This window comes from Mycobacterium sp. DL99 (assembly GCF_004762045.1).
Lineage (GTDB): Bacteria > Actinomycetota > Actinomycetes > Mycobacteriales > Mycobacteriaceae > Mycobacterium.
The window spans coordinates 3,885,281-3,904,135 of sequence record NZ_SJOM01000007.1 but is presented as its reverse complement, the minus strand read 5'-3'; the positions used below and the strand labels follow the sequence as shown (position 1 = coordinate 3,904,135).

General features: G+C 68.9%; 16 protein-coding genes. 12 read left to right on the top strand and 4 right to left on the bottom strand.

The window, feature by feature from the left end; genetic code table 11:
* Positions 1–36 precede the first annotated feature (36 nt).
* Positions 37–441 carry an Rv2175c family DNA-binding protein gene (locus EYZ64_RS19175; protein WP_135455730.1) on the top strand — a complete coding sequence of 135 codons (405 nt, stop codon included), beginning with the start codon at positions 37–39 and terminating at the stop codon, positions 439–441.
* On the opposite strand, the gene EYZ64_RS19170 is transcribed toward EYZ64_RS19175, so the two are convergent.
* The 4 genes from EYZ64_RS19170 to EYZ64_RS19155 all read right to left on the bottom strand — a co-directional run bounded on the left by EYZ64_RS19170 (position 430) and on the right by EYZ64_RS19155 (position 4,523).
* A complete protein-coding gene (locus EYZ64_RS19170; protein ID WP_135455728.1) occupies positions 430–1,956 on the bottom strand; it encodes an alpha-(1->6)-mannopyranosyltransferase A in 1,527 nt (508 codons plus the stop codon). The two genes, EYZ64_RS19175 and EYZ64_RS19170, sit on opposite strands and share 12 nt — an antisense overlap.
* 31 nt (positions 1,957–1,987) lie before the next feature.
* Positions 1,988–3,076, bottom strand: a complete 1,089-nt coding sequence (idsA2, locus tag EYZ64_RS19165; protein ID WP_135455725.1) for a bifunctional (2E,6E)-farnesyl/geranyl diphosphate synthase — start codon at positions 3,074–3,076, stop codon at positions 1,988–1,990.
* 122 nt (positions 3,077–3,198) lie between these two features.
* A complete protein-coding gene (locus EYZ64_RS19160) occupies positions 3,199–3,915 on the bottom strand; it encodes an LppM family (lipo)protein (protein WP_135455723.1) in 717 nt (238 codons plus the stop codon).
* 11 nt (positions 3,916–3,926) lie between these two features.
* The gene (locus EYZ64_RS19155) at positions 3,927–4,523 is read right to left on the bottom strand and encodes a GNAT family N-acetyltransferase (protein ID WP_167857880.1); all 597 of its coding nucleotides are present in this window, start codon (positions 4,521–4,523) and stop codon (positions 3,927–3,929) included.
* A 228-nt stretch (positions 4,524–4,751) separates the two neighbouring features.
* Between EYZ64_RS19155 and EYZ64_RS19150 the strand changes: the two genes are divergently transcribed.
* The 11 genes from EYZ64_RS19150 (at position 4,752) to murG (ending at position 18,826) form a co-directional block, all read left to right on the top strand.
* The gene (locus EYZ64_RS19150) at positions 4,752–5,153 is read left to right on the top strand and encodes an SCO2097 family morphological protein (protein ID WP_135455721.1); all 402 of its coding nucleotides are present in this window, start codon (positions 4,752–4,754) and stop codon (positions 5,151–5,153) included.
* A gap of 419 nt (positions 5,154–5,572) precedes the next feature.
* Positions 5,573–6,004, top strand: coding sequence for a division/cell wall cluster transcriptional repressor MraZ (gene mraZ, locus EYZ64_RS19145; RefSeq protein ID WP_135455719.1), 432 nt, complete (start codon positions 5,573–5,575; stop codon positions 6,002–6,004).
* Positions 5,979–7,157: a 16S rRNA (cytosine(1402)-N(4))-methyltransferase RsmH gene (gene rsmH / locus EYZ64_RS19140; protein WP_286175060.1), complete on the top strand. Its 1,179-nt coding sequence runs from the start codon at positions 5,979–5,981 to the stop codon at positions 7,155–7,157. Before mraZ ends, rsmH begins: the two co-directional genes overlap by 26 nt.
* The gene (ftsL, locus tag EYZ64_RS19135) at positions 7,154–8,296 is read left to right on the top strand and encodes a cell division protein FtsL (protein WP_135455714.1); all 1,143 of its coding nucleotides are present in this window, start codon (positions 7,154–7,156) and stop codon (positions 8,294–8,296) included. Before rsmH ends, ftsL begins: the two co-directional genes overlap by 4 nt.
* On the top strand, positions 8,293–10,221 hold the full coding sequence (locus EYZ64_RS19130; protein WP_167857879.1) for a peptidoglycan D,D-transpeptidase FtsI family protein: 1,929 nt from the start codon (positions 8,293–8,295) through the stop codon (positions 10,219–10,221). The genes ftsL and EYZ64_RS19130 overlap by 4 nt, the downstream gene beginning before the upstream one ends.
* 52 nt (positions 10,222–10,273) lie before the next feature.
* The gene (locus tag EYZ64_RS19125; protein ID WP_135455712.1) at positions 10,274–11,815 is read left to right on the top strand and encodes a UDP-N-acetylmuramoyl-L-alanyl-D-glutamate--2,6-diaminopimelate ligase; all 1,542 of its coding nucleotides are present in this window, start codon (positions 10,274–10,276) and stop codon (positions 11,813–11,815) included.
* Positions 11,812–13,374, top strand: coding sequence for a UDP-N-acetylmuramoyl-tripeptide--D-alanyl-D-alanine ligase (locus tag EYZ64_RS19120; RefSeq protein WP_135455710.1), 1,563 nt, complete (start codon positions 11,812–11,814; stop codon positions 13,372–13,374). The genes EYZ64_RS19125 and EYZ64_RS19120 overlap by 4 nt, the downstream gene beginning before the upstream one ends.
* Positions 13,371–14,450, top strand: a complete 1,080-nt coding sequence (mraY, locus tag EYZ64_RS19115) for a phospho-N-acetylmuramoyl-pentapeptide-transferase (RefSeq protein ID WP_135455708.1) — start codon at positions 13,371–13,373, stop codon at positions 14,448–14,450. The genes EYZ64_RS19120 and mraY overlap by 4 nt, the downstream gene beginning before the upstream one ends.
* Positions 14,451–14,463: 13 nt before the next feature.
* Entirely contained in the window at positions 14,464–15,966 is a 1,503-nt protein-coding gene (gene murD, locus EYZ64_RS19110; protein ID WP_135460119.1) for a UDP-N-acetylmuramoyl-L-alanine--D-glutamate ligase, read from the top strand.
* A 14-nt stretch (positions 15,967–15,980) separates the two neighbouring features.
* Entirely contained in the window at positions 15,981–17,600 is a 1,620-nt protein-coding gene (ftsW, locus tag EYZ64_RS19105) for a putative lipid II flippase FtsW (protein WP_450070793.1), read from the top strand.
* Positions 17,601–17,623: 23 nt separating this feature from the next.
* Entirely contained in the window at positions 17,624–18,826 is a 1,203-nt protein-coding gene (gene murG / locus EYZ64_RS19100) for an undecaprenyldiphospho-muramoylpentapeptide beta-N-acetylglucosaminyltransferase (protein ID WP_502703023.1), read from the top strand.
* The last annotated feature ends 29 nt before the right edge of the window (positions 18,827–18,855 follow it).

Here is an 18,855-nt window from a genome sequence, read left to right as displayed (position 1 = left end):
GTTACGAGTTTCGGCCGAGGTCCTAGAATCGATGCGGTGAGCAGCATTCCAGCGGCCGATGACGTTCTGGCCCCCGACGAGGCCGTCTATGACCTACCCACAGTGTCGGATTTGCTCGGCATCCCGGTCACCAAGGTGCACCAACAGTTGCGCGACGGGCAGCTGATCGCCGTGCGCCGCAACCGCGCCCTGGTGGTGCCGAAGATCTTCTTCGACGGCAACGGTCACGTGGTCAAGCACCTGCCCGGTCTGCTGGTCGTGCTGCGCGACGGCGGCTACCGCGACACCGAGATCGTGCGCTGGTTGTTCACCCCGGACGAGTCGCTGACGATCACCGCCGACGGCCGCACCGAGCAGGTGCCCAATGCCCGCCCGGTCGACGCGCTGCATTCCCACCAGGCACGCGAGGTCCTGCGCCGCGCGCAGGCGCTAGGTTACTGACGGCTGGCCCTGCGCCTCGGGCGTCGTCTCGGGTGTGCGGTAGAGCGAGTACCACGCCACCACTGCGCATGCCGTGGTCAGCAGGACATGTGCCCACGAGTACATGCCGTGTGCCCCATCGGGTTTCCACATCACCATGATCCAGGTGGAGAATCCGGCGACCGCGGCGATGGCCGGCCGGGTCTGGATCAGGGCGGCAGCCACCGCCAGCGGCCAGGTGTAGTACCAGGGCAGGGCGGCCGGAACGAACAGCACGACGACCACCATGGCCAGGGCGATGCCGGTGAGGGCTTCGCGGTCGGTGTGGCGGTAGCGCCACCACAACAGTGGCAGGGCGATCACGATGGTGAGGATGCCGATGATCCGGGCGACCTCGAGCACTGCGTAGAAATTGACCGGAAAGATCAGGCCGCCAATGGCATTGATCAGGTTGGCGGCCGCCGTGGGCACGGTGAGCCAGTTGATGATCTTGACCGACCCGGCCAGCGCCGTCAGCCAGCCGAGGCCGACGCCGGCCAACAACGACGTCACCGCGAACACCGCCACGAAGATCAGCACCGAGGCGGCCGTGGCGAGGGCGAACGCCCGCAGGGCGGGCATGCTTCGCTTTTCCCGTAGTTGGCGCATCCATACCCAGACCAGGAACGGCAACGCAAGCCCGGCGGTCGCTTTGACCGCGACGGCGATCGCGATGAGGCTGACCCCGATCACCGGCCGGCCCGCGAAGGTCAGTGCGATCGCCGCCATCATCAGGCCGACCATCAGCATCTCGTTGTGTACGCCGCCCATCAGGTGCACGATCACCAGCGGATTGAGCACGCAGATCCACAGCGACGCAGCCCCGTTGGCACCGACGTGGCGGGCCACCCGTGGCGCCGCCCAGATCAGCAACAGGAGGCCGGGCAGCATGCACAACCGCAGCAGCATGGTGCCGGCCACCACGTCGTCGCCCACCAGGATCGTGACGAACTTCGCGACCAGGATGAACGCCGGTCCGTACGGTGCGGTGGTCGTCGTCCAGATCGGACTCACGTTGTCCAGCAACGAGTTCGGATTCTCGACCGGGCCCACCACATAGGGGTCGAAGCCGTCGCGCAGCAGGGCGCCCTGGGCGAGGTATGAGTACGTGTCGCGGCTGAACAGCGGCACGCTCAGCAGCAGCGGAGCCAACCAGAACCCGGTGGTGGCCACCATGGTGTATTCGGTGGCGGTGCCGTCGATCACGCGCCGGCCCAGCCACAGCCAGGCGATCAACATCACAGCGACGCCGACCCACAGCAGGATCGAGGACAGCACCAGACCGTGCCCGAACCGCAACCACGACAGGTGCAGGGACTCCAGCAGCGGGTCGTGCAGTCGGGTGCTGCCCGCGCCCAGACCACCGATCGTCAGCAGGGCTGCGCCCAGGCACCCCAGCCGGGCCGGCCGGGCCTCGGCGGACACCGCGAATGCGGCAAAGCGCGAGATATGTTGTGCGACCCCGGTGCTCGGGGTCTCGGTAGGCAAGGGCGTCATGAGGGAGCTGTCATGTCGTGGTGACGGCGTTCTACGCCGACCGGTTCGCCGCGAACCGGGCGATTTCGGCCAGGCCGGTCTTCGCCTGGTCGTGGATCGGTGCGGCCGCCAGCGTATCCAGGGCGCGGTGGGTGAGCAGTTCGATGTGTGCTTCGACCGCGGCCAGCGCGCCGACCGATTCGATGGCCCGGCACAGGTCACCGACCTGTTCATCGGACAGCTCCGTGCCCACCGAGGTGCGCAGCAGCTCGGCGGCGCCGGGATCGGATTTGTCGGCCAGCTCGAGTGCCTCGGCCAGCAACACGGTGCGCTTGCCGGATCGCAGATCGTCACCGGAGGGCTTGCCGGTCACCGCCGGGTCTCCGAACACCCCGAGGACGTCGTCGCGAAGCTGGAAGGCGACGCCGAGATCGTTACCGACCTGGTGGAAGATCTGCTGCACGTCGGGCCGGTCGGCGGCGGCCGCCGCGCCCAGCTGTAGTGGCCGGGCAACCGTGTAGGACGCGGTCTTGTAGGTGTTGACGTTCATCGCCGAGGCCACCGATTCGGCACCGCTGGCTTCGGCGACGATGTCGAGGTACTGGCCGCCGAGCACCTCGGTGCGGATGTGCCGCCAGACCTGCTGGACGCGGCGCTGCGCGTCAGCCGGGATGTCGGCCGCGGCGACGATGTCGTCGGCCCAGGACAGGGCCAGGTCGCCGGCCAGGATGGCCGCCGACAGGCCGAACTGCTTGGACGAGCCGTGCCAGTTGCGGTCGCGGTGCCGGTCGGCGAACAGCCGGTGCACGGTGGGCAGGCCACGCCGGGTGGCTGAATCGTCGATGACGTCGTCGTGAACCAGGGCGCAGGCCTGCAGCATTTCCAGCGCGGCGAACAGCCTCAGCACGTCGGGACCGGCCGGGCGGTCGGCCGGATCGATCACCGCGCGCCAGCCCCAGTAGGCGAAGGCCGGGCGCATCCGCTTGCCGCCACGGAGCACGAACTCCTCGAGGGCCTCGGTCAGCTCGGCGTAGTCGGTTCCGATGTATTCGCAGTCGCGGCGGCGCTCACGCAGGTAGTCGCGCAATTGGTCGGTGACGGCTCCCGCCAGCTCGACGGTTGACGGAGCCGATGTTTGCACGCTCAGCGCCCGCCCCTTTCTGTGTCAACGATGTGTCCCCGAGTGCACTCAGCGTAGAGCGTGCCACGCGTTTTGTACCAAGCGAGTGCGGCGTAGCTGTGAGCTCGGCCGGGACGGTCCGCTCAGTCGCTGCCGGCGACGGGGTCACCCGGCTTGGGCGAGGTGTCGCGGCTCATCCAGGCCAGGGCACCGATCACTCCGGCCACCAGGAACGCGCCGATGACGAGCCAGATGGTCGCGGTGGTGAACGACCGGGCACTCGGGTCGGTGTAGCGCGCCTGGGCGTTCATCGTGCTGACGACGCCCGGCCGCAGTTTCCATTCCACGATCGAGGAGCTCACCTGATCGCCGTTGGTCGAGGTCACTTCGCCGGGGAACGACACGGTCAACAGGACATCGGCTTGTGGATCGGACAGTGAGGTGAGGTCGACCCGGCCCTCCAGGATCACCAGGTCACCGGCGCGGCGCAGGGAGATGTCGACTCCGGCGGCATCGCGGCTCATGCCGGCCAGCTGGGGCAGCTCGGCGAAGGTGAGGTCGGAGAACACCGCCTGGGAGCCGACGAAATCGTCGCGGCTGTATTCCGAGACCGCGACCTTCGTGGCGAACGGGAGGTTGTTCAGCAGCTGGGGGCCCTTGTCGTCGGCGTCCCGGGGTTTTGCCGCGGCGATGATCTGGCCGGACACCCGGTCGTCGGGGGACACCGTGATCGAGGTGCGGACCCGGACACAGCCCACCGCCATGGGCAGGATCAGCAGCAACATCACCAGGGTGAGGACGCGGGTCCGTCGGCTACGTCTGGGAAGGCGGCTCGGTGGTCGGACGTGCACGCTGGTCATCGTGCCAGATGTCACAGCGGCAGTGGGCGACCGAGGATGGCGAATGGCCGGGGATCACCGGCGAAGTGGTATCCGCGGATCACGTCGGTGAAGCCGAGTCGCCGGTACAACCGCCACGCGCGATTGGCCTCGCCGTTGATCTCAGGGGTCGACAACAGCACGTGAGATTCGGCGCGTCCGGCCAACAGTCGCCTGGTCAGGGCCTCGCCGAGGCCCTGACCCTGTGCGCCGGGCGCGATGTGCAGCTCGGTGAGTTCGAAGTAGCTGGCCATCAGGTCGGCGATGTGTCCGGGGCTGGCGCCCACCCGCTGGAGGCCGGAGATGACCTGCTGTTGCCACCATTGATCGGGCGCCCCGCTGTAGCCGTAGGCGATTCCCTGCAGCGGAGCGTCGTTCACGTCGGCGCTGTCGGGCGCGGCCGCCGGGTCGGCGACCTCGACGGCGGCCACGCATTTCCAGCCTGCGCGGCGGGTGTGTTCGAGCCAGAGCGCGGCGCGCTGTTCCTCGGTTCCGCGTGGGTAGCGCATCGCGTCGACGTACACGCGCAGCGCCTCGGGGAGCCGGCGCTTCATGTCGTCCGGCGACAGATCGATGAGATACGTCGCCAATGCCCTCGCCTTTCGCCCGCCCGGTGTCTGCCGAGCTCATTATCTTCAGCATTATCCGGCTGTGAGGCGGTCGGTCCCCTCGACCGGGGTGATCTCGGAACGACCTACAATCGAGGGCGAACAAGGTGGTACGGCTCGGATCGACCTCGTATCATTAGGGTTAGGTGCCCGTGATTGCGGGCATGTGAAATTTTGAAAAGCGACGGCGGCGTCGGCAAGGAGGGACGAATGCCACTCTCCGATCATGAGCAGCGCATGCTCGATCAGATCGAGAGCGCGCTCTATGCCGAGGATCCCAAGTTCGCCTCGAGCGTTCGTGGTGGGACCTTGCGCGCGCCATCGGCTCGGCGCAGGCTGCAGGGCGCGTTTTTGTTCGTACTCGGTTTGGCGTTGTTGGTTGTCGGTGTCGCGGTGAAGTCGCTGTGGCTCGGTGGTTTCCCGGTTCTGTCGGTGTTCGGCTTCGTGGCGATGTTCGCCGGCGTGGTGTTCGCCGTCACAGGCCCGCGTGTCACCGGTGCTCGCGACCGTGCGGCCCAGGGTTCCGGCAACGCGCCGCGTCAGCGTCGTCAGCGCGGCGGCTCGTTCACCACTCGCATGGAAGATCGGTTCCGTCGCCGGTTCGACGACTGAGCCGGTCGACGGTGTCAAGGGGTAGCCCGTAACGGGCTGCCCCTTTTTTTGCGCTTTCCCAGGCCCGGCGTCGGGGTGCCCAGCGACACGCCGAGTAGTTCCTTCGCGCAGCTGCGTGGGGCGGTGTGGGGGAAGGCATCAGATTCTCAGGGATTTTTGCCCCACAACGCCCCACCTTCTCGCTGCGGGGTTCTACCTGCGTTTTTCCGTTTTCCGCTGCCCGGAACCGGCGTTTTCGTGCGCGCTGCGAGCCGTTCTGGGGGGCGCGGGTGGGGAGAAAACCCAAACTGGACGGAGTAAATGGAGCAAAGTGGGGGATCGTGGGGTAAAGTGGCGGCCAACGGGGAAATCGGAGCCCCGTTCGGAGGGCAGAAGGCGAAGCGACCCGGGATCCGAACCGGGTGGCGGGAGGTGTCCAGATGTTTCTGGGTACCTACACGCCCAAGCTCGACGACAAGGGGCGGCTCACGCTGCCCGCCAAGTTCCGCGACGCACTGGCAGGAGGGTTGATGGTCACCAAGGGCCAAGATCACAGCCTTGCCGTGTATCCGCGCGACGAGTTCGAAAAGGTGGCCCGGCGCGCTGCTGACGCATCGCGAAGGAACCCCGACGCTCGGGCGTTCCTGCGTAACTTGGCGGCCGCCACCGATGAGCAGCATCCCGACGCGCAGGGCCGGATCACCCTGTCGGCGGATCACCGTCGCTACGCGAGCCTGTCCAAGGAGTGCGTGGTGATCGGGTCGGTCGACTACCTGGAGATCTGGGACGCCGAAGCATGGGAGTCCTACCAGCAGTCCCACGAAGAGAACTTCTCCGCGGCCACCGATGAAGCTCTACGCGACATCCTCTGATGCGGCCCATCAACCGGCGGCTGGCCTGGACCTAGCCCGTGCAACGAGGCCTCTGCCCGAATTGGCCCTGGCGTACTTCCCCAACGCCAGGTCCGTTAATTCGGACAGAGACCCCGGTGCAGGGGCCATTCCGAGCGGAGGTGTTTCAGCGGTGCCAGATTCCCCAGATCACTCAGACTCCCAGGACCACGGTCATATCCCGGTGCTGCTCGACCGCTGCGTCGAGCTGCTGGCCCCCGCACTGACCCGCCGTCATGACGACGGAACCGGTGCGGTTCTGGTGGATGCCACCCTCGGTGCCGGCGGCCACTCCGAACGCTTTCTGACCGACTTTCCCGGCCTGCAGGTCATCGGCCTGGACCGGGACCCCAATGCGCTCGGCATCGCCGGTGCCCGTCTGGCTCCGTTCGGCGACCGGATGCGGTTGGTGCGGACCCGCTATGACGGAATTGCCGGGGCCATCGCCGAATCCGGCTTCCGCCAGATCGACGGTGCGCTGTTCGACCTCGGGGTGTCGTCGATGCAGCTGGATCAGACCGATCGCGGCTTCTCCTACTCCGCGGACGCACCGCTGGACATGCGGATGGATCCCGATGCGCCGCTGACCGCCGCGGACATCCTCAACACCTACGACGCCAAGTCGATCGCCCGGATCCTGCGCGATTTCGGCGAGGAGCGCTTCGCCAGCCGAATCGCCGACAAGGTCGTCAAACGGCGTGCGCAGCACCCGTTTTCCACCACCGGAGAGCTGGTGGAGCTGCTCTACGAGGCGATCCCGGCGCCGGCGCGGCGCACCGGTGGGCATCCGGGCAAGCGAACATTCCAGGCACTGCGGGTGGCGGTCAACAGCGAACTGGATTCGCTGCGTGCGGCGCTGCCCGCCGCCCTCGCAGCTTTGGTCGACGGTGGACGGATCGTGGTGATGTCCTATCAGTCGCTCGAAGACCGGATCGTCAAGCAGGCGTTCACCGCGGCCACCGCATCGCGGACACCGCCCGGCCTGCCCATCGAGTTGCCCGGCCACGAACCCGAATTCGTCACGCTGACCCGCGGCGCCGAGAAGGCCCGCCAGGCAGAGATCGATCGCAATCCGCGTAGCGCTCCGGTGCGGCTGCGGGCACTGGAAAAGGTGGGGGAAGGGGGCAACTCATGAAGGTGAAGCGACCCGAACAGCTGCGTGAGGCAGATCGCAGGCGTCCGGTGCGTCAACCCGCGCGAGGTGGCGGGCGGCGCGCCGAGCAGGCTCCGCCGCGCAAGCGTCGGCCGGGCGCCGAGCAGCGCCCCGCGCGGACCGCACCGAGTGCCGGACCGATTCAGCGTCCGGGCACCCGGCCGGCCCGGCCCAAGAGCACCAGCCAGGCGAAGGCCCGGGCGAAGGCGCGTAAGGCCAAGGCTCCCAAGGTTGTCCGCCCGCCACTGCGGGTCCGGCTGCGGGAACGTCTTCTGGTCCGGCTGGCCTCGATCGAGCTCAATCCGCGGGTGCTGATCTCCCGGGTCCCGTTCGTCGTTCTGGTGATCGCGGCGCTGGGCGTCGGACTGGCGGTCACCCTGTGGCTGTCCACCGGTTCGGCCGAGCGGTCTTACCAGCTGGGCCACGCTCGCCTGGTGAATCAGGGCCTGCTGCAACAGAAAGAGGCGCTGGAACGCGATGTGCTCGAGGCGCAGGCCGCTCCGGCGCTGGCTGAGTCTGCCCGCAACCTGGGGATGATCCCGTCGCGCGACACCGCACATCTGGTGCAGGATGCGGCCGGTAACTGGACCGTCGTCGGGACCCCCAAGCCTGCCGAAGGCGTGCCGCCGCCTCCGCTGAACACGCCGCTGCCGGAGGAGGCCCCGCCGGCCCCGCCTGCACCTCCGGCGCCGCGGGTGCTCGATCCACGCGAGCTGACAGTACGGACGCCCCGTGCGGGTTCCCCTGCGCTACCGGGTATTCCGGTTCCTCAGGCCGACGCGCCCCACGGGGTGCCGGGTGCCGTGCCGCCGGTGCCCGGGCCCGTCCCGGTGGGCCCGTCGGCCGGTCCCGCACCGGACGTGCTCGCGGCTCCTGCGCCGGCTCCGCTGGCAGCCCCCGCGCCGGGGCCTGTTCCCGCTGACCCGGCGCAGCTCGCACCGCAGGTGGTGACCGATCCGACGCATCTGCCCGCCGCCGGTGTACCGATCCTGCCCGGACCGGCCGCGCCGGCACCGGCCGCACCGGGACCCGCGGTCCCGCTGGAACAGTTCAGCCCGCCGGCGGCGCCGGCGGTGCATGCCCCGGCCGTCGCCGTCAGCGCCCCGGCGCCCGCCGCATGAACCGCCGCCCGGGCCGCCAGGGCCAGTCGCCGAAGCCGCAGCGGGCCAAGAAGGCCTCGCCCGGGCCGGGGCATGAGGCCGGGGTTCGCCGCACCCGGGTTGCCGCACCCGAAACAGGTTTGCGCAGTTCGTCTTTCGTGTTCCGGCACCGTACCGGCAACCTGGTCATGCTTGCGGTGTTGGTGATCGCGGCCGCGCAGTTGTTCAGCCTTCAGGTGCCCAGGGCGGCGGGTCTGCGCGCCGAGGCGGCCAGCCAGCTCAAGGTCACCGATGTGAACCCGGCCATGCGGGGGAGCATCGTCGATCGCAACGATGACAAGCTGGCATTCACCATCGAGGCCAAGGCGCTGACCTTCCAGCCGGTCCGGGTTCGCAAGCAACTCGCCGAGGCCAAGGCCAAATCGAGTGAGGCACCCGATCCGGATCACCGGCTCACCGAGATCGCCAAGGAGATCGCCACCCGGCTGGACAACCGGCCCGATTTCAAGACCGTGCTCAAGAAACTCAGGAGCAACGAAACCTTCGTCTATCTGGCCCGCGCGGTCGATCCCTCGATCGCCGGCGCGATCATGGACAAGTTTCCCGAGGTCGGTGCCGAGCGTCAGGATCTTCGGCAGTACCCGGGCGGTTCGCTGGCTGCCAACATCGTCGGTGGGATCGACTGGGATGGCCACGGTCTGCTCGGGTTGGAGGATTCGCTCGACGCGGTGTTGGCCGGCTCCGACGGTTCGGTCACCTACGACCGCGGTTCGGACGGCGTGGTGATCCCGGGCAGCTACCGCAATCGGCACGACGCGGTCAACGGATCCACGGTGCAGCTGACACTCGACGACGACATCCAGTACTACGTCCAGCAGCAGGTGCAGCAGGCCAAGGACGCCTCCGGGGCGAAGAATGTCTCCGCGGTGGTGCTGGATGCGAAATCCGGTGAGGTGCTGGCGATATCGAACGACAACACGTTCGACCCGAGCCAGGATCTGGGTCGGCAGGAGAGCCGGCAGATGGGCAACCTGCCGGTGTCCTCGCCGTTCGAACCCGGTTCGGTGAACAAGATCATCACCGCCTCCGCGGCGATCGAGTACGGGCTGGCCAATCCGGACGAGGTCCTGCAGGTGCCCGGCTCGATCGACATGGGCGGCGTCACGGTCCGCGACGCGTGGAACCACGGCGTGATGCCGTACACGATGACCGGGGTGTTCGGGAAGTCGTCGAACGTCGGCACCCTGATGCTGGCTCAGCGGGTCGGCCCCGATCGGTTCTACGACATGGTCCGCCGGTTCGGGCTCGGTCAGCGCACCGGTGTCGGTCTGCCCGGTGAGAGCTCGGGCCTGGTACCGCCCATCGACCAGTGGTCGGGCAGCTCATTCTCCAACCTGCCGATCGGGCAGGGTCTTTCGATGACGCTGCTGCAGATGACCGGGATGTATCAAGCCATCGCCAATGACGGGGTGCGGATACCGCCGCGGATCATCAAGTCCACCATCGCGCCGGATGGCACCCGCACCGATGAGGCGCGCCCGGAAGGGGTCCGGGTGGTGACACCTGAGACGGCCCGAACGGTGCGGAACATGTTCCGCGCCATCGTGCAGCGCGACCCGATGGGCTATCAGCAGGGCACCGGCCCGCAGGCCGCGGTCGAGGGTTACCAGATCGCCGGCAAGACGGGTACCGCACAGCAGATCAATCCGGCGTGCGGCTGCTACTACGACGACGTCTACTGGATCACCTTCGCCGGCATGGCGCCTGCGGACGATCCGCGCTACGTCGTCGGCATCATGATGGACGCGCCGCACCGCGCGGCGGACGGCTCGCCGGGATCCTCGGCGGCGCCGCTGTTCCACAACATCGCCTCGTGGCTGCTGCAACGTCACAACGTTCCGTTGTCGGCTGATCCGGGGCCGCGGTTGACCCTGCAGGCGACCTGACCGGGATAGTCGTGGGTGGTGCGGTCGGCGGACCGCAGATGGGTACTGTGGCATGGCCATGAAGCTGCGTCCCAGCCGTCCCGCCGGCCAATACCTCGTGCCGCTCGCCGAACAGGTTCAAGCGGTAGCCGCTACCGGAAATCCCCTACCGGAACTTCGGGTTACAGGAGTGACCCTGCGGGGTCAGGACGCCCAGCCGGGGGATCTTTTCGCCGCGCTGCCAGGTGCGGCGGTGCACGGCGCACGCTATGCGGCCGACGCGGTCACCGCCGGCGCGGTGGCGGTGCTCACCGACGCTGCCGGCGCCGCTGAACTTGGTGGGCTCGACGTCCCGGTCATGATTCACCCTGACCCTCGTTCGGTGCTCGGTGAGGTGGCGGCGGAGGTGTACGGGCGTCCTTCCGAGCGGTTGACGGTCATCGGGGTCACCGGAACCTCGGGAAAGACCACCACGACCTATCTGGTCGAGGCCGGGCTGCGGGCCGCGGGCCGGGTGGCCGGACTGATCGGCACGGTGGGGGTGCGCATCGCCGGACGCGATCTGCCGAGCGCGCTGACCACCCCGGAGGCGCCGGATCTGCAGGCGCTGTTGGCCGTGATGGTCGAAAGCGGCGTCGACACCGTGGTGATGGAAGTGTCGAGCCACGCGCTGACGCTGGGCCGCGTCGACGGGATCGTATTTGCGCTCGGCGGGTTCACGAACCTCTCGCGCGATCACCTGGATTTCCATCCGACGATGCAGGACTACTTCGAGGCCAAGGCCCGGCTGTTCGATGCCGGTTCGCGCAACCACGCCGCGGCGGCGGTGGTCTGTGTCGACGACGACGCGGGCGCGGCGATGGCCCGCCGGGCCGAGAAGGTGACAACCGTCAGCGCCACGGGCGCCGCGGCTGACTGGCAGGCCCGGGACATCACGGCGGTCGGCGTCGGATCTCAGGAGTTCACCCTCGTCGACCCCGCCGGGGTGTCCCACGAGCTTCGGATCGGGCTGACCGGCGGATACAACATCGCCAACGCGGCCCTGGCGGTCGCACTGCTGGACGGGGCCGGGGTGTCGCCCGAACATGCGGCTCCGGGACTGAGTACGGCGACCGTGCCGGGCCGGCTGCAGCCGATCGACCGTGGGCAGCCCTTCCTGGCTCTGGTCGACTACGCGCACAAACCCGGCGCACTGCAGGCAGTGCTGGAGACCCTCCGGGGATCGGGCCCGCAGCGCATCGCGGTGGTGTTCGGGGCCGGGGGCAACCGGGATACCGGCAAGCGCGCGCCGATGGGGCGGGTCGCGGCCGAACTCGCGGATCTCGTCGTCGTCACCGACGACAATCCCCGGGACGAGGACCCCGCACTGATTCGGGCGGCGATCGTGGCCGGCGCGGCCGAAGCAACCGCCGGTGCCGAGATCGTGGAGGTCGGTGACCGGCGCGCGGCGATCGAGCGTGCGGTGGCCTGGGCCGGTCCCGGCGACATCGTGCTGATCGCCGGAAAGGGCCACGAGAGCGGGCAGACCGGTGGCGGCCACACCCGGCCGTTCGATGACCGAGACGAGTTGGCGGCGGCGTTGGAGGCACTCAAGTCAGGGGAGTCGGGCACGTGATCGAGATGACCATCGCCAGGATCGCCGAGATCGTCGGCGGCGAGTTGGCCGACATCACTGCCGAAGAGGCCGCTGCGACCCGCATCACCGGCACCGTCGAATTCGACTCCCGCGCGATCGGCCCGGGCGGATTGTTCCTGGCGTTGCCCGGCGCACGCTCCGACGGCCATGACTTCGCCGCCTCGGCGGTGGCGTCCGGGGCCGCTGCGGTGCTGGCCGCACGCCCGGTCGGGGTGCCTGCCATCATCGTGAAGAAGCCCAGCGGCTCCGCCGGGGGCGTCGATGTTTCTTCGGGCGCTTTGGAATTCGATACCGACGGTTCCGGTGCCGCGGTGCTGGCCGCGCTGGCCAAGCTCGCGGCGGCGGTGGCCGCCGAGCTCGTCGCCGGCGGCCTGACGATCATCGGGGTGACCGGATCCTCCGGCAAGACCTCGACCAAGGATCTACTGGCCGCGGTGCTGGAGCCGCTCGGGCAGGTCATTGCGCCGCCGGGCTCGTTCAACAACGAGCTGGGGCATCCGTGGACGGTGCTGCGCGCCACGCCCGAGACCGATTACCTGATCCTGGAGATGTCGGCCCGGCACCCGGGCAATATCGCCGCCCTGGCCGCGATCGCTCCGCCGCAGATCGCGGTGGTGCTCAACGTGGGCACCGCCCACCTCGGCGAGTTCGGCTCGCGTGAGGCCATTGCGAACACCAAAGCCGAGTTGCCGCAAGCTGTTCCGGCCTCTGGCGTGGTGATCCTCAACGTCGACGACACCGCCGTCGCGGCGATGGCCGGTAAGACCGCGGCCCGCGTGGTGCGGGTGTCGCGTGAGCCCGGCTCCGAGGTCGACGTGTGGGCCGGCCCGGTCGCCCTCGATGCTCTGGCGCGTCCGCGGTTCACCCTGCACGCCGGCGGCGAACAGACCGAAGTGGCACTGGCGGTGCACGGCGATCACCAGGTCGGCAATGCGCTGTGCGCGGCGGCGGTCGCGCTGCAGTGCGGCGCCGGCCTGGATCAGGTGGCCACGGCGCTGGGCGGCGCCGGCCCGGTCTCGCGGCACCGGATGCAGGTCGCCACCCGTGCCGACGGTGTGACGGTGATCAACGATGCCTACAACGCCAACCCGGATTCGATGCGCGCCGGTTTGAAGGCACTGGCGTGGATGGCGCGCCGGCCTGCCGGAGATGCAGCAGGTGAACTCGCCGGTGAGGCGGGTGGGAAGCGCCGCAGCTGGGCAGTGTTGGGCGAGATGGCTGAACTCGGCGACGACGCCATAACCGAGCACGACGCCATCGGACGGTTCGCGGTGCGCTTAGATGTGTCTCGGTTAATCGTCGTCGGAACCGGGAGGACTATGAACGCCATGCACCATGGCGCGGTGATGGAGGGTTCGTGGGGATCTGAGTCCACGATGGTCGACGACGCCGATGCCGCGCTGGCCCTGTTGCAGGCTGAACTGCAGCCGGGGGACGTGGTGCTGGTGAAGGCATCCAACTCGGTGGGATTGGGTGCCCTCGCAGACTCGCTGGTTGCCGCGGCCGGTCCGGACGCAGACGGGGATGCCGCCCTATGAAGCTCATTCTGATTGCCGTCGGCATCGCTCTGACGGTCTCGATCCTGCTGACTCCCGCGTTGATCCGGCTGTTCACCAAGCGTGGGCTCGGCCATGAGATCCGCGAGGACGGTCCCGCCAGTCACGCCAAGAAGCGCGGGACGCCGTCGATGGGTGGCGTGGCCATCGTGGCCGGCATCTGGGCGGGATACCTGGGCACCCATCTGGTCGGGGTGGCGCTGGGCGGCGACGGCCCGTCGGCATCGGGGCTGCTGGTGCTGGGGCTGGCCACGATGCTCGGCCTGGTCGGTTTTGTCGACGACCTGATCAAGCTCCGGCGCTCGCGCAATCTGGGTCTGAACAAGACCGCCAAAACCGTCGGGCAGCTGACCGCGGCGGTGTTGTTCGGCGTGCTGGTGCTGCAGTTCCGCAACGGGAACGGGCTCACCCCGGGCAGCCCGGAACTGTCGTATGTCCGTGAGATCGCCACGGTGACATTGGCGTCGTGGGTGTTCGTGCTGTTCTGCGTGGTGATCGTCAGTGCCTGGTCCAACGCGGTGAACTTCACCGACGGTCTGGACGGACTGGCGGCGGGCGCGATGGCGATGGTCACGGCGGCCTACGTGTTGATCACGTTCTGGCAGTACCGCAACGCCTGCGCGACGGCGCCGGGCCTGGGCTGCTACAACGTGCGCGATCCGCTGGACCTGGCGATCATCGCGGCCGCGACGGCGGGCGCGTGTATCGGCTTCCTGTGGTGGAATGCCGCGCCGGCCAAGATCTTCATGGGCGACACAGGCTCGCTGGCTCTTGGTGGCATCATCGCCGGGCTGTCGGTGACGAGCCGCACCGAGATCCTCGCGGTGGTGCTGGGCGCGCTGTTCGTGGCCGAGGTGACCTCGGTGGTGGTGCAGATCCTGACGTTCCGCACCACGGGCCGCCGGGTGTTCCGGATGGCGCCGTTCCATCACCATTTCGAGTTGGTGGGTTGGGCCGAGACCACGGTCATCATCCGGTTCTGGCTGCTGACGGCGATCGCCTGCGGTCTGGGTGTGGCCCTGTTCTACAGCGAGTGGCTCACCGCAGTCGGGGCCTGACATGGCCGGCCCGATGGACGGTGACGACCAGGGGCTTCCCGCACGCGAGGAGGAAGAGGGGTTGTTGTCGCTGCTGACCCCTGGGGCTCCGGTGTTGGTCGCCGGTGCGGGGGTTACCGGACGCGCCGTATTGACCGCGCTGGCACCGCTGGGGGTCGCTGCGACGTTGTGCGATGACCGTCCCGAGGCCCTGCAGGTGTACGCCGAGCAGGGCACCGCGGTCACTGATCCGGCCGGGGCCATCGCCGGTATCGCCGACTACGCACTCGTGGTGACCAGCCCGGGTTTCCCGCCTACCGCTGCTGTCCTGGCCGCCGCGGCCGAGGCCGGTGTCCCGATCTGGGGCGACGTCGAGCTGGCCTGGCGGTTGGACGCCGCAGGCCGCTACGGTCCGCCCCGGCGTTGGTTGGTGGTCACCGGCACCAACGGCAAGACCACCACCACCTCGATGCTGCACGAGATGCTGCTGGCCGATGGACGACGAAGCCTGTTGTGCGGCAACATCGGTGATCCCGTTCTGGCGGTGCTGGATCAGCCCGCGGAGTTGCTGGCCGTCGAGTTGTCGAGTTTCCAGTTGCACTGGGCGCCCTCGCTGCGCCCGGATGCCGGTGTGGTGCTGAACGTGGCCGAGGACCACCTGGACTGGCACGGTTCGATGGCCGCCTATGCCGCCGACAAGGCCAGGGCGCTTACCGGCCGGGTGGCTGTGGTGGGTCTCGATGATCCGGTGGCGGCCGGACTGCTGCCCACCGCGACGGCCGCGGTTCGGGTCGGATTCCGCCTGGGCGAGCCCGCCGACGGCGAGCTCGGCGTCCGCGCCGGCAAGCTCGTCGACCGCGCTTTCGGTGTCGATGTCGAGTTGGCTGATGCCGCGTCGATCAGCGTGGCCGGGCCGGTCGGCGTGCTCGACGCGCTGGCGGCCGCGGCGCTGGCCCGTGCCGTCGGGGTGGCCCCGGAATCAATTGCCGCCGCGCTGGCGTCGTTCCAGGTCGGCAGGCACCGCGCCGAGTTGGTCGGGGAGGCCGACGGGGTGCGCTACGTCGACGATTCCAAGGCCACCAATCCGCACGCCGCGCAGGCCTCGATCGCCGCGTTCGACCGGGTGGTCTGGATCGCCGGGGGCTTGCTGAAGGGTGCTTCCGTCGATGAGTTGGTGCGCCAGGTGGCGAATCGGCTGGTTGCGGTCGTGCTGATCGGGCGGGATCGGCAAATGGTTGCCGATGCGTTATCGCGACACGCCCCGGATGTCCCGGTCGTCGAGGTTGTGACGGGGGAGGATTCTGGGGTGCTTGAGGCAAATGAGTCTATTGATGATCATGTGACTCGTGTGATCGAAGTCGCAGACCGTCCGGTCTCCGACGCGGTCATGACGGCGGTCGTCGATGTCGCCCGCGGCCTGGCCGCCTCGGGCGACACCGTGTTGCTGGCCCCGGCAGGCGCGTCCTTCGATCAGTTCAGCGGCTACGGCCAGCGCGGCGATGCGTTCGCCGGCGCCGTCCGCGCCGCAATCGGGTAGTCGAGGTGGCCAGCATCCTGGCCCGGTTGCGCCGCCGTGGCGATGACGCAACCGGCGATACCTCCGCTGCCGAGGGCGGATCGGCCGAGGCGAGTTCCACGTCGACGGCCACCGCTCCGCGCACCCGGTTCGGCGCCTGGCTGGGCCGGCCGATGACATCGTTCCACCTGATCATCGCGGTCACCGCGTTGCTCACCACGCTGGGACTGATCATGGTCCTCTCGGCGTCGGGGGTGTACTCCTACGACTTCGACGGGTCACCCTGGGCGGTGTTCGGCCGCCAGGTGATGTGGACGGTTGTCGGACTGATCGCGTTCTACCTGGCCCTGCGGATATCGGTGCGCACCCTGCGCCGGCTGGCGTTCCCTGGGTTCGCCTTCACCATCGTGCTGCTGGTCCTGGTGCTCATCCCCGGAATCGGCAAGGTGGCCAACGGTTCCCGCGGCTGGTTTGTCGTCGCCGGGTTCTCGATGCAGCCCTCGGAGCTGGCCAAGATCGCCTTCGCCATCTGGGGTGCGCACCTGCTGGCGGCCCGGCGCTTGGAGCGGGCCTCGCTGCGCGAGATGTTGATCCCGCTGGTGCCCGCCGCGGTGATCGCGCTGGCGTTGATCGTCGCCCAGCCCGACCTCGGCCAGACCGTCTCGCTGAGCATCATCCTGCTCGGCCTGCTCTGGTACGCGGGCCTGCCGCTGCGGGTGTTCCTGTCCTCCCTGCTGGCGGCGGTGTTGGCGGCCGCGGTGCTGGCGGTCTCCGCGGGCTACCGGTCGGATCGGGTGCAGTCCTGGCTGGACCCGGCGGCCGATGGTCAGGGGATCGGTTATCAGTCCCGGCAGGCCCGGTTCGCCCTGGCCAACGGCGGCATCTTCGGTGACGGGCTCGGCCAGGGCACCGCCAAGTGGAACTATCTGCCCAACGCGCACAACGACTTCATCTTCGCCATCATCGGCGAGGAGCTGGGGTTCGTCGGCGCCCTGGGGCTGCTGGCGCTGTTCGGGCTGTTCGCTTACACGGGAATGCGCATCGCCCGGCGTTCGGCAGATCCGTTCCTGCGCCTGCTCACTGCGACCACCACGCTGTGGATCGTCGGTCAGATGTTCATCAACGTCGGCTATGTGGTGGGTCTGCTGCCGGTCACCGGGCTGCAGTTGCCGCTGATCTCTGCCGGTGGATCTGCGCAAGCCACAACACTTCTGATGATGGGGCTGATCACCAACGCGGCCCGGCACGAGCCGGAGGCGGTGGCGGCGCTGCGCGCCGGGCGCGACGACCGGATGACCCGGCTCCTGCGGCTGCCACTGCCCGAGCCGTACGTCCCGACCCGGTTGGAAGCCGCCCGCAACCGGCTGCACGACCGCCGGAAGTCGCCCTCGGGCAGCGCGGGCAAGCCCAACGGCAAGGCCGGTGCGAAGCCGGCCGGCAAGCAGGCGGGCAAGCAGGCCAGAGCCAAACAAACGGGCGCCAGACAGGCGGCCACGCGCCGCTCGCCGCACGGCGCCGACCGGCCGGTGCGCCGGTCGGGTCGCGCTGCCGGTCAGCAGCCGGCCGGGGGCGGGAGGTCCTCGGTCCGATATCCTGCAGGCCAGCGGAAACAGGGTCAACGGACCCGGACTTTGGAAGGTCAGCGTTACGGGTGAGCGACGGTAAGACGGACCGGTGGATATCTGGTCCTCGGGGGCAGGAGCGTGGCGAGCGCGGGATATCTGGTCCTCGGGGGCAGGAGAGTAGCGACCGGGGGATATCCATCGTTCTCGCCGGTGGCGGCACGGCGGGTCACGTCGAGCCGGCCATGGCGGTGGCCGATGCACTCCGTGAACTCGATCCGCAGGTGCGGATCACCGCACTCGGAACCGCCCGCGGGTTGGAAACCCGGCTGGTGCCACAGCGCGGCTATGACCTCGAGCTGATCACCCCGGTGCCGCTTCCGCGCAAGCCGTCGGGAGACCTCGTGCGGTTGCCGCTGCGCGTGCGCACCGCAATCCGGCAGACCCGTTCGGTCCTGGCCGGTGTCGAGGCCGACGTGGTGATCGGGTTCGGCGGCTACGTCGCGCTGCCGGCGTACCTCGCCGCCCGTGGCGGCTTCGGCCTGCACGGTCGTCGTCGTGCCATCCCGGTGGTGGTCCACGAGGCCAACGCCAGCGCCGGCCTGGCCAACCGCGTCGGCGCGGTATCGGCACGACGTGTGCTCTCGGCGGTGCCCGAGCCCGGACTGCGCAAGGTCGAGGTGGTCGGAGTGCCCGTGCGCGCGGCGATCACCTCACTGGACCGGGCCGCCTTGCGGGCCGAGGCCAGGGCATTCTTCGGATTCACCCCCGACGCCAAGGTGCTGTTGGTGTTCGGTGGGTCGCAGGGGGCGCAGTCGATCAACCGTGCGGTGTCGTCGGCTGCCGAAGCCCTTGGTGCGGCGGGAGTTTCGGTTCTGCACGCGCACGGGCCGAAGAACACGCTCGACCTGCCGCCGGCTGCGGCGGGCGCACCGGCCTACGTCGCGGTGCCGTACCTGGACCGGATGGACCTGGCCTATGCCGCGGCAGATCTGGCGATCTGCCGTTCCGGAGCGATGACGGTGGCTGAGGTGACCGCCGTCGGACTGCCTGCGGTGTACGTCCCGCTGCCGATCGGCAACGGTGAGCAGCGGCTCAACGCGCTACCGGTGGTGTCGGCGGGTGGCGGCATTGTCGTCGACGATGCCCAGCTCACCGGCGGATTCGTGGCCGATACGGTGGCAAGCCTGATGACCGACGACGCGCGGTTGGCTGCGATGACGGCCGCTGCCTCGTTGTCGGGTCATCCCGACGCCGCGAGGCGGGTGGCGCAGGTCGCCCTAGATATCGCCCGTGCTCAACGAAAGAAGCTGCAGTGAACGGTAATTCACTTCCGGCTGAATTGCAG

Bases quoted from the DNA above. Each gene is read 5' to 3' on its own strand.
- EYZ64_RS19150 (WP_135455721.1), top strand. From the start codon at position 4,752: ATGCCACTCTCCGATCATGAGCAGCGCATGCTCGATCAGATCGAGAGC.
- EYZ64_RS19125 (WP_135455712.1), top strand. From the start codon at position 10,274: ATGGCCATGAAGCTGCGTCCCAGCCGTCCCGCCGGCCAATACCTCGTG.
- EYZ64_RS19130 (WP_167857879.1), top strand. From the start codon at position 8,293: ATGAACCGCCGCCCGGGCCGCCAGGGCCAGTCGCCGAAGCCGCAGCGG.
- EYZ64_RS19170 (WP_135455728.1), bottom strand. From the start codon at position 1,956: ATGACGCCCTTGCCTACCGAGACCCCGAGCACCGGGGTCGCACAACAT.
- mraZ (WP_135455719.1), top strand. From the start codon at position 5,573: ATGTTTCTGGGTACCTACACGCCCAAGCTCGACGACAAGGGGCGGCTC.
- EYZ64_RS19160 (WP_135455723.1), bottom strand. From the start codon at position 3,915: ATGACCAGCGTGCACGTCCGACCACCGAGCCGCCTTCCCAGACGTAGC.
- murD (WP_135460119.1), top strand. From the start codon at position 14,464: ATGGACGGTGACGACCAGGGGCTTCCCGCACGCGAGGAGGAAGAGGGG.
- mraY (WP_135455708.1), top strand. From the start codon at position 13,371: ATGAAGCTCATTCTGATTGCCGTCGGCATCGCTCTGACGGTCTCGATC.
- ftsL (WP_135455714.1), top strand. From the start codon at position 7,154: ATGAAGGTGAAGCGACCCGAACAGCTGCGTGAGGCAGATCGCAGGCGT.
- rsmH (WP_286175060.1), top strand. From the start codon at position 5,979: ATGAAGCTCTACGCGACATCCTCTGATGCGGCCCATCAACCGGCGGCT.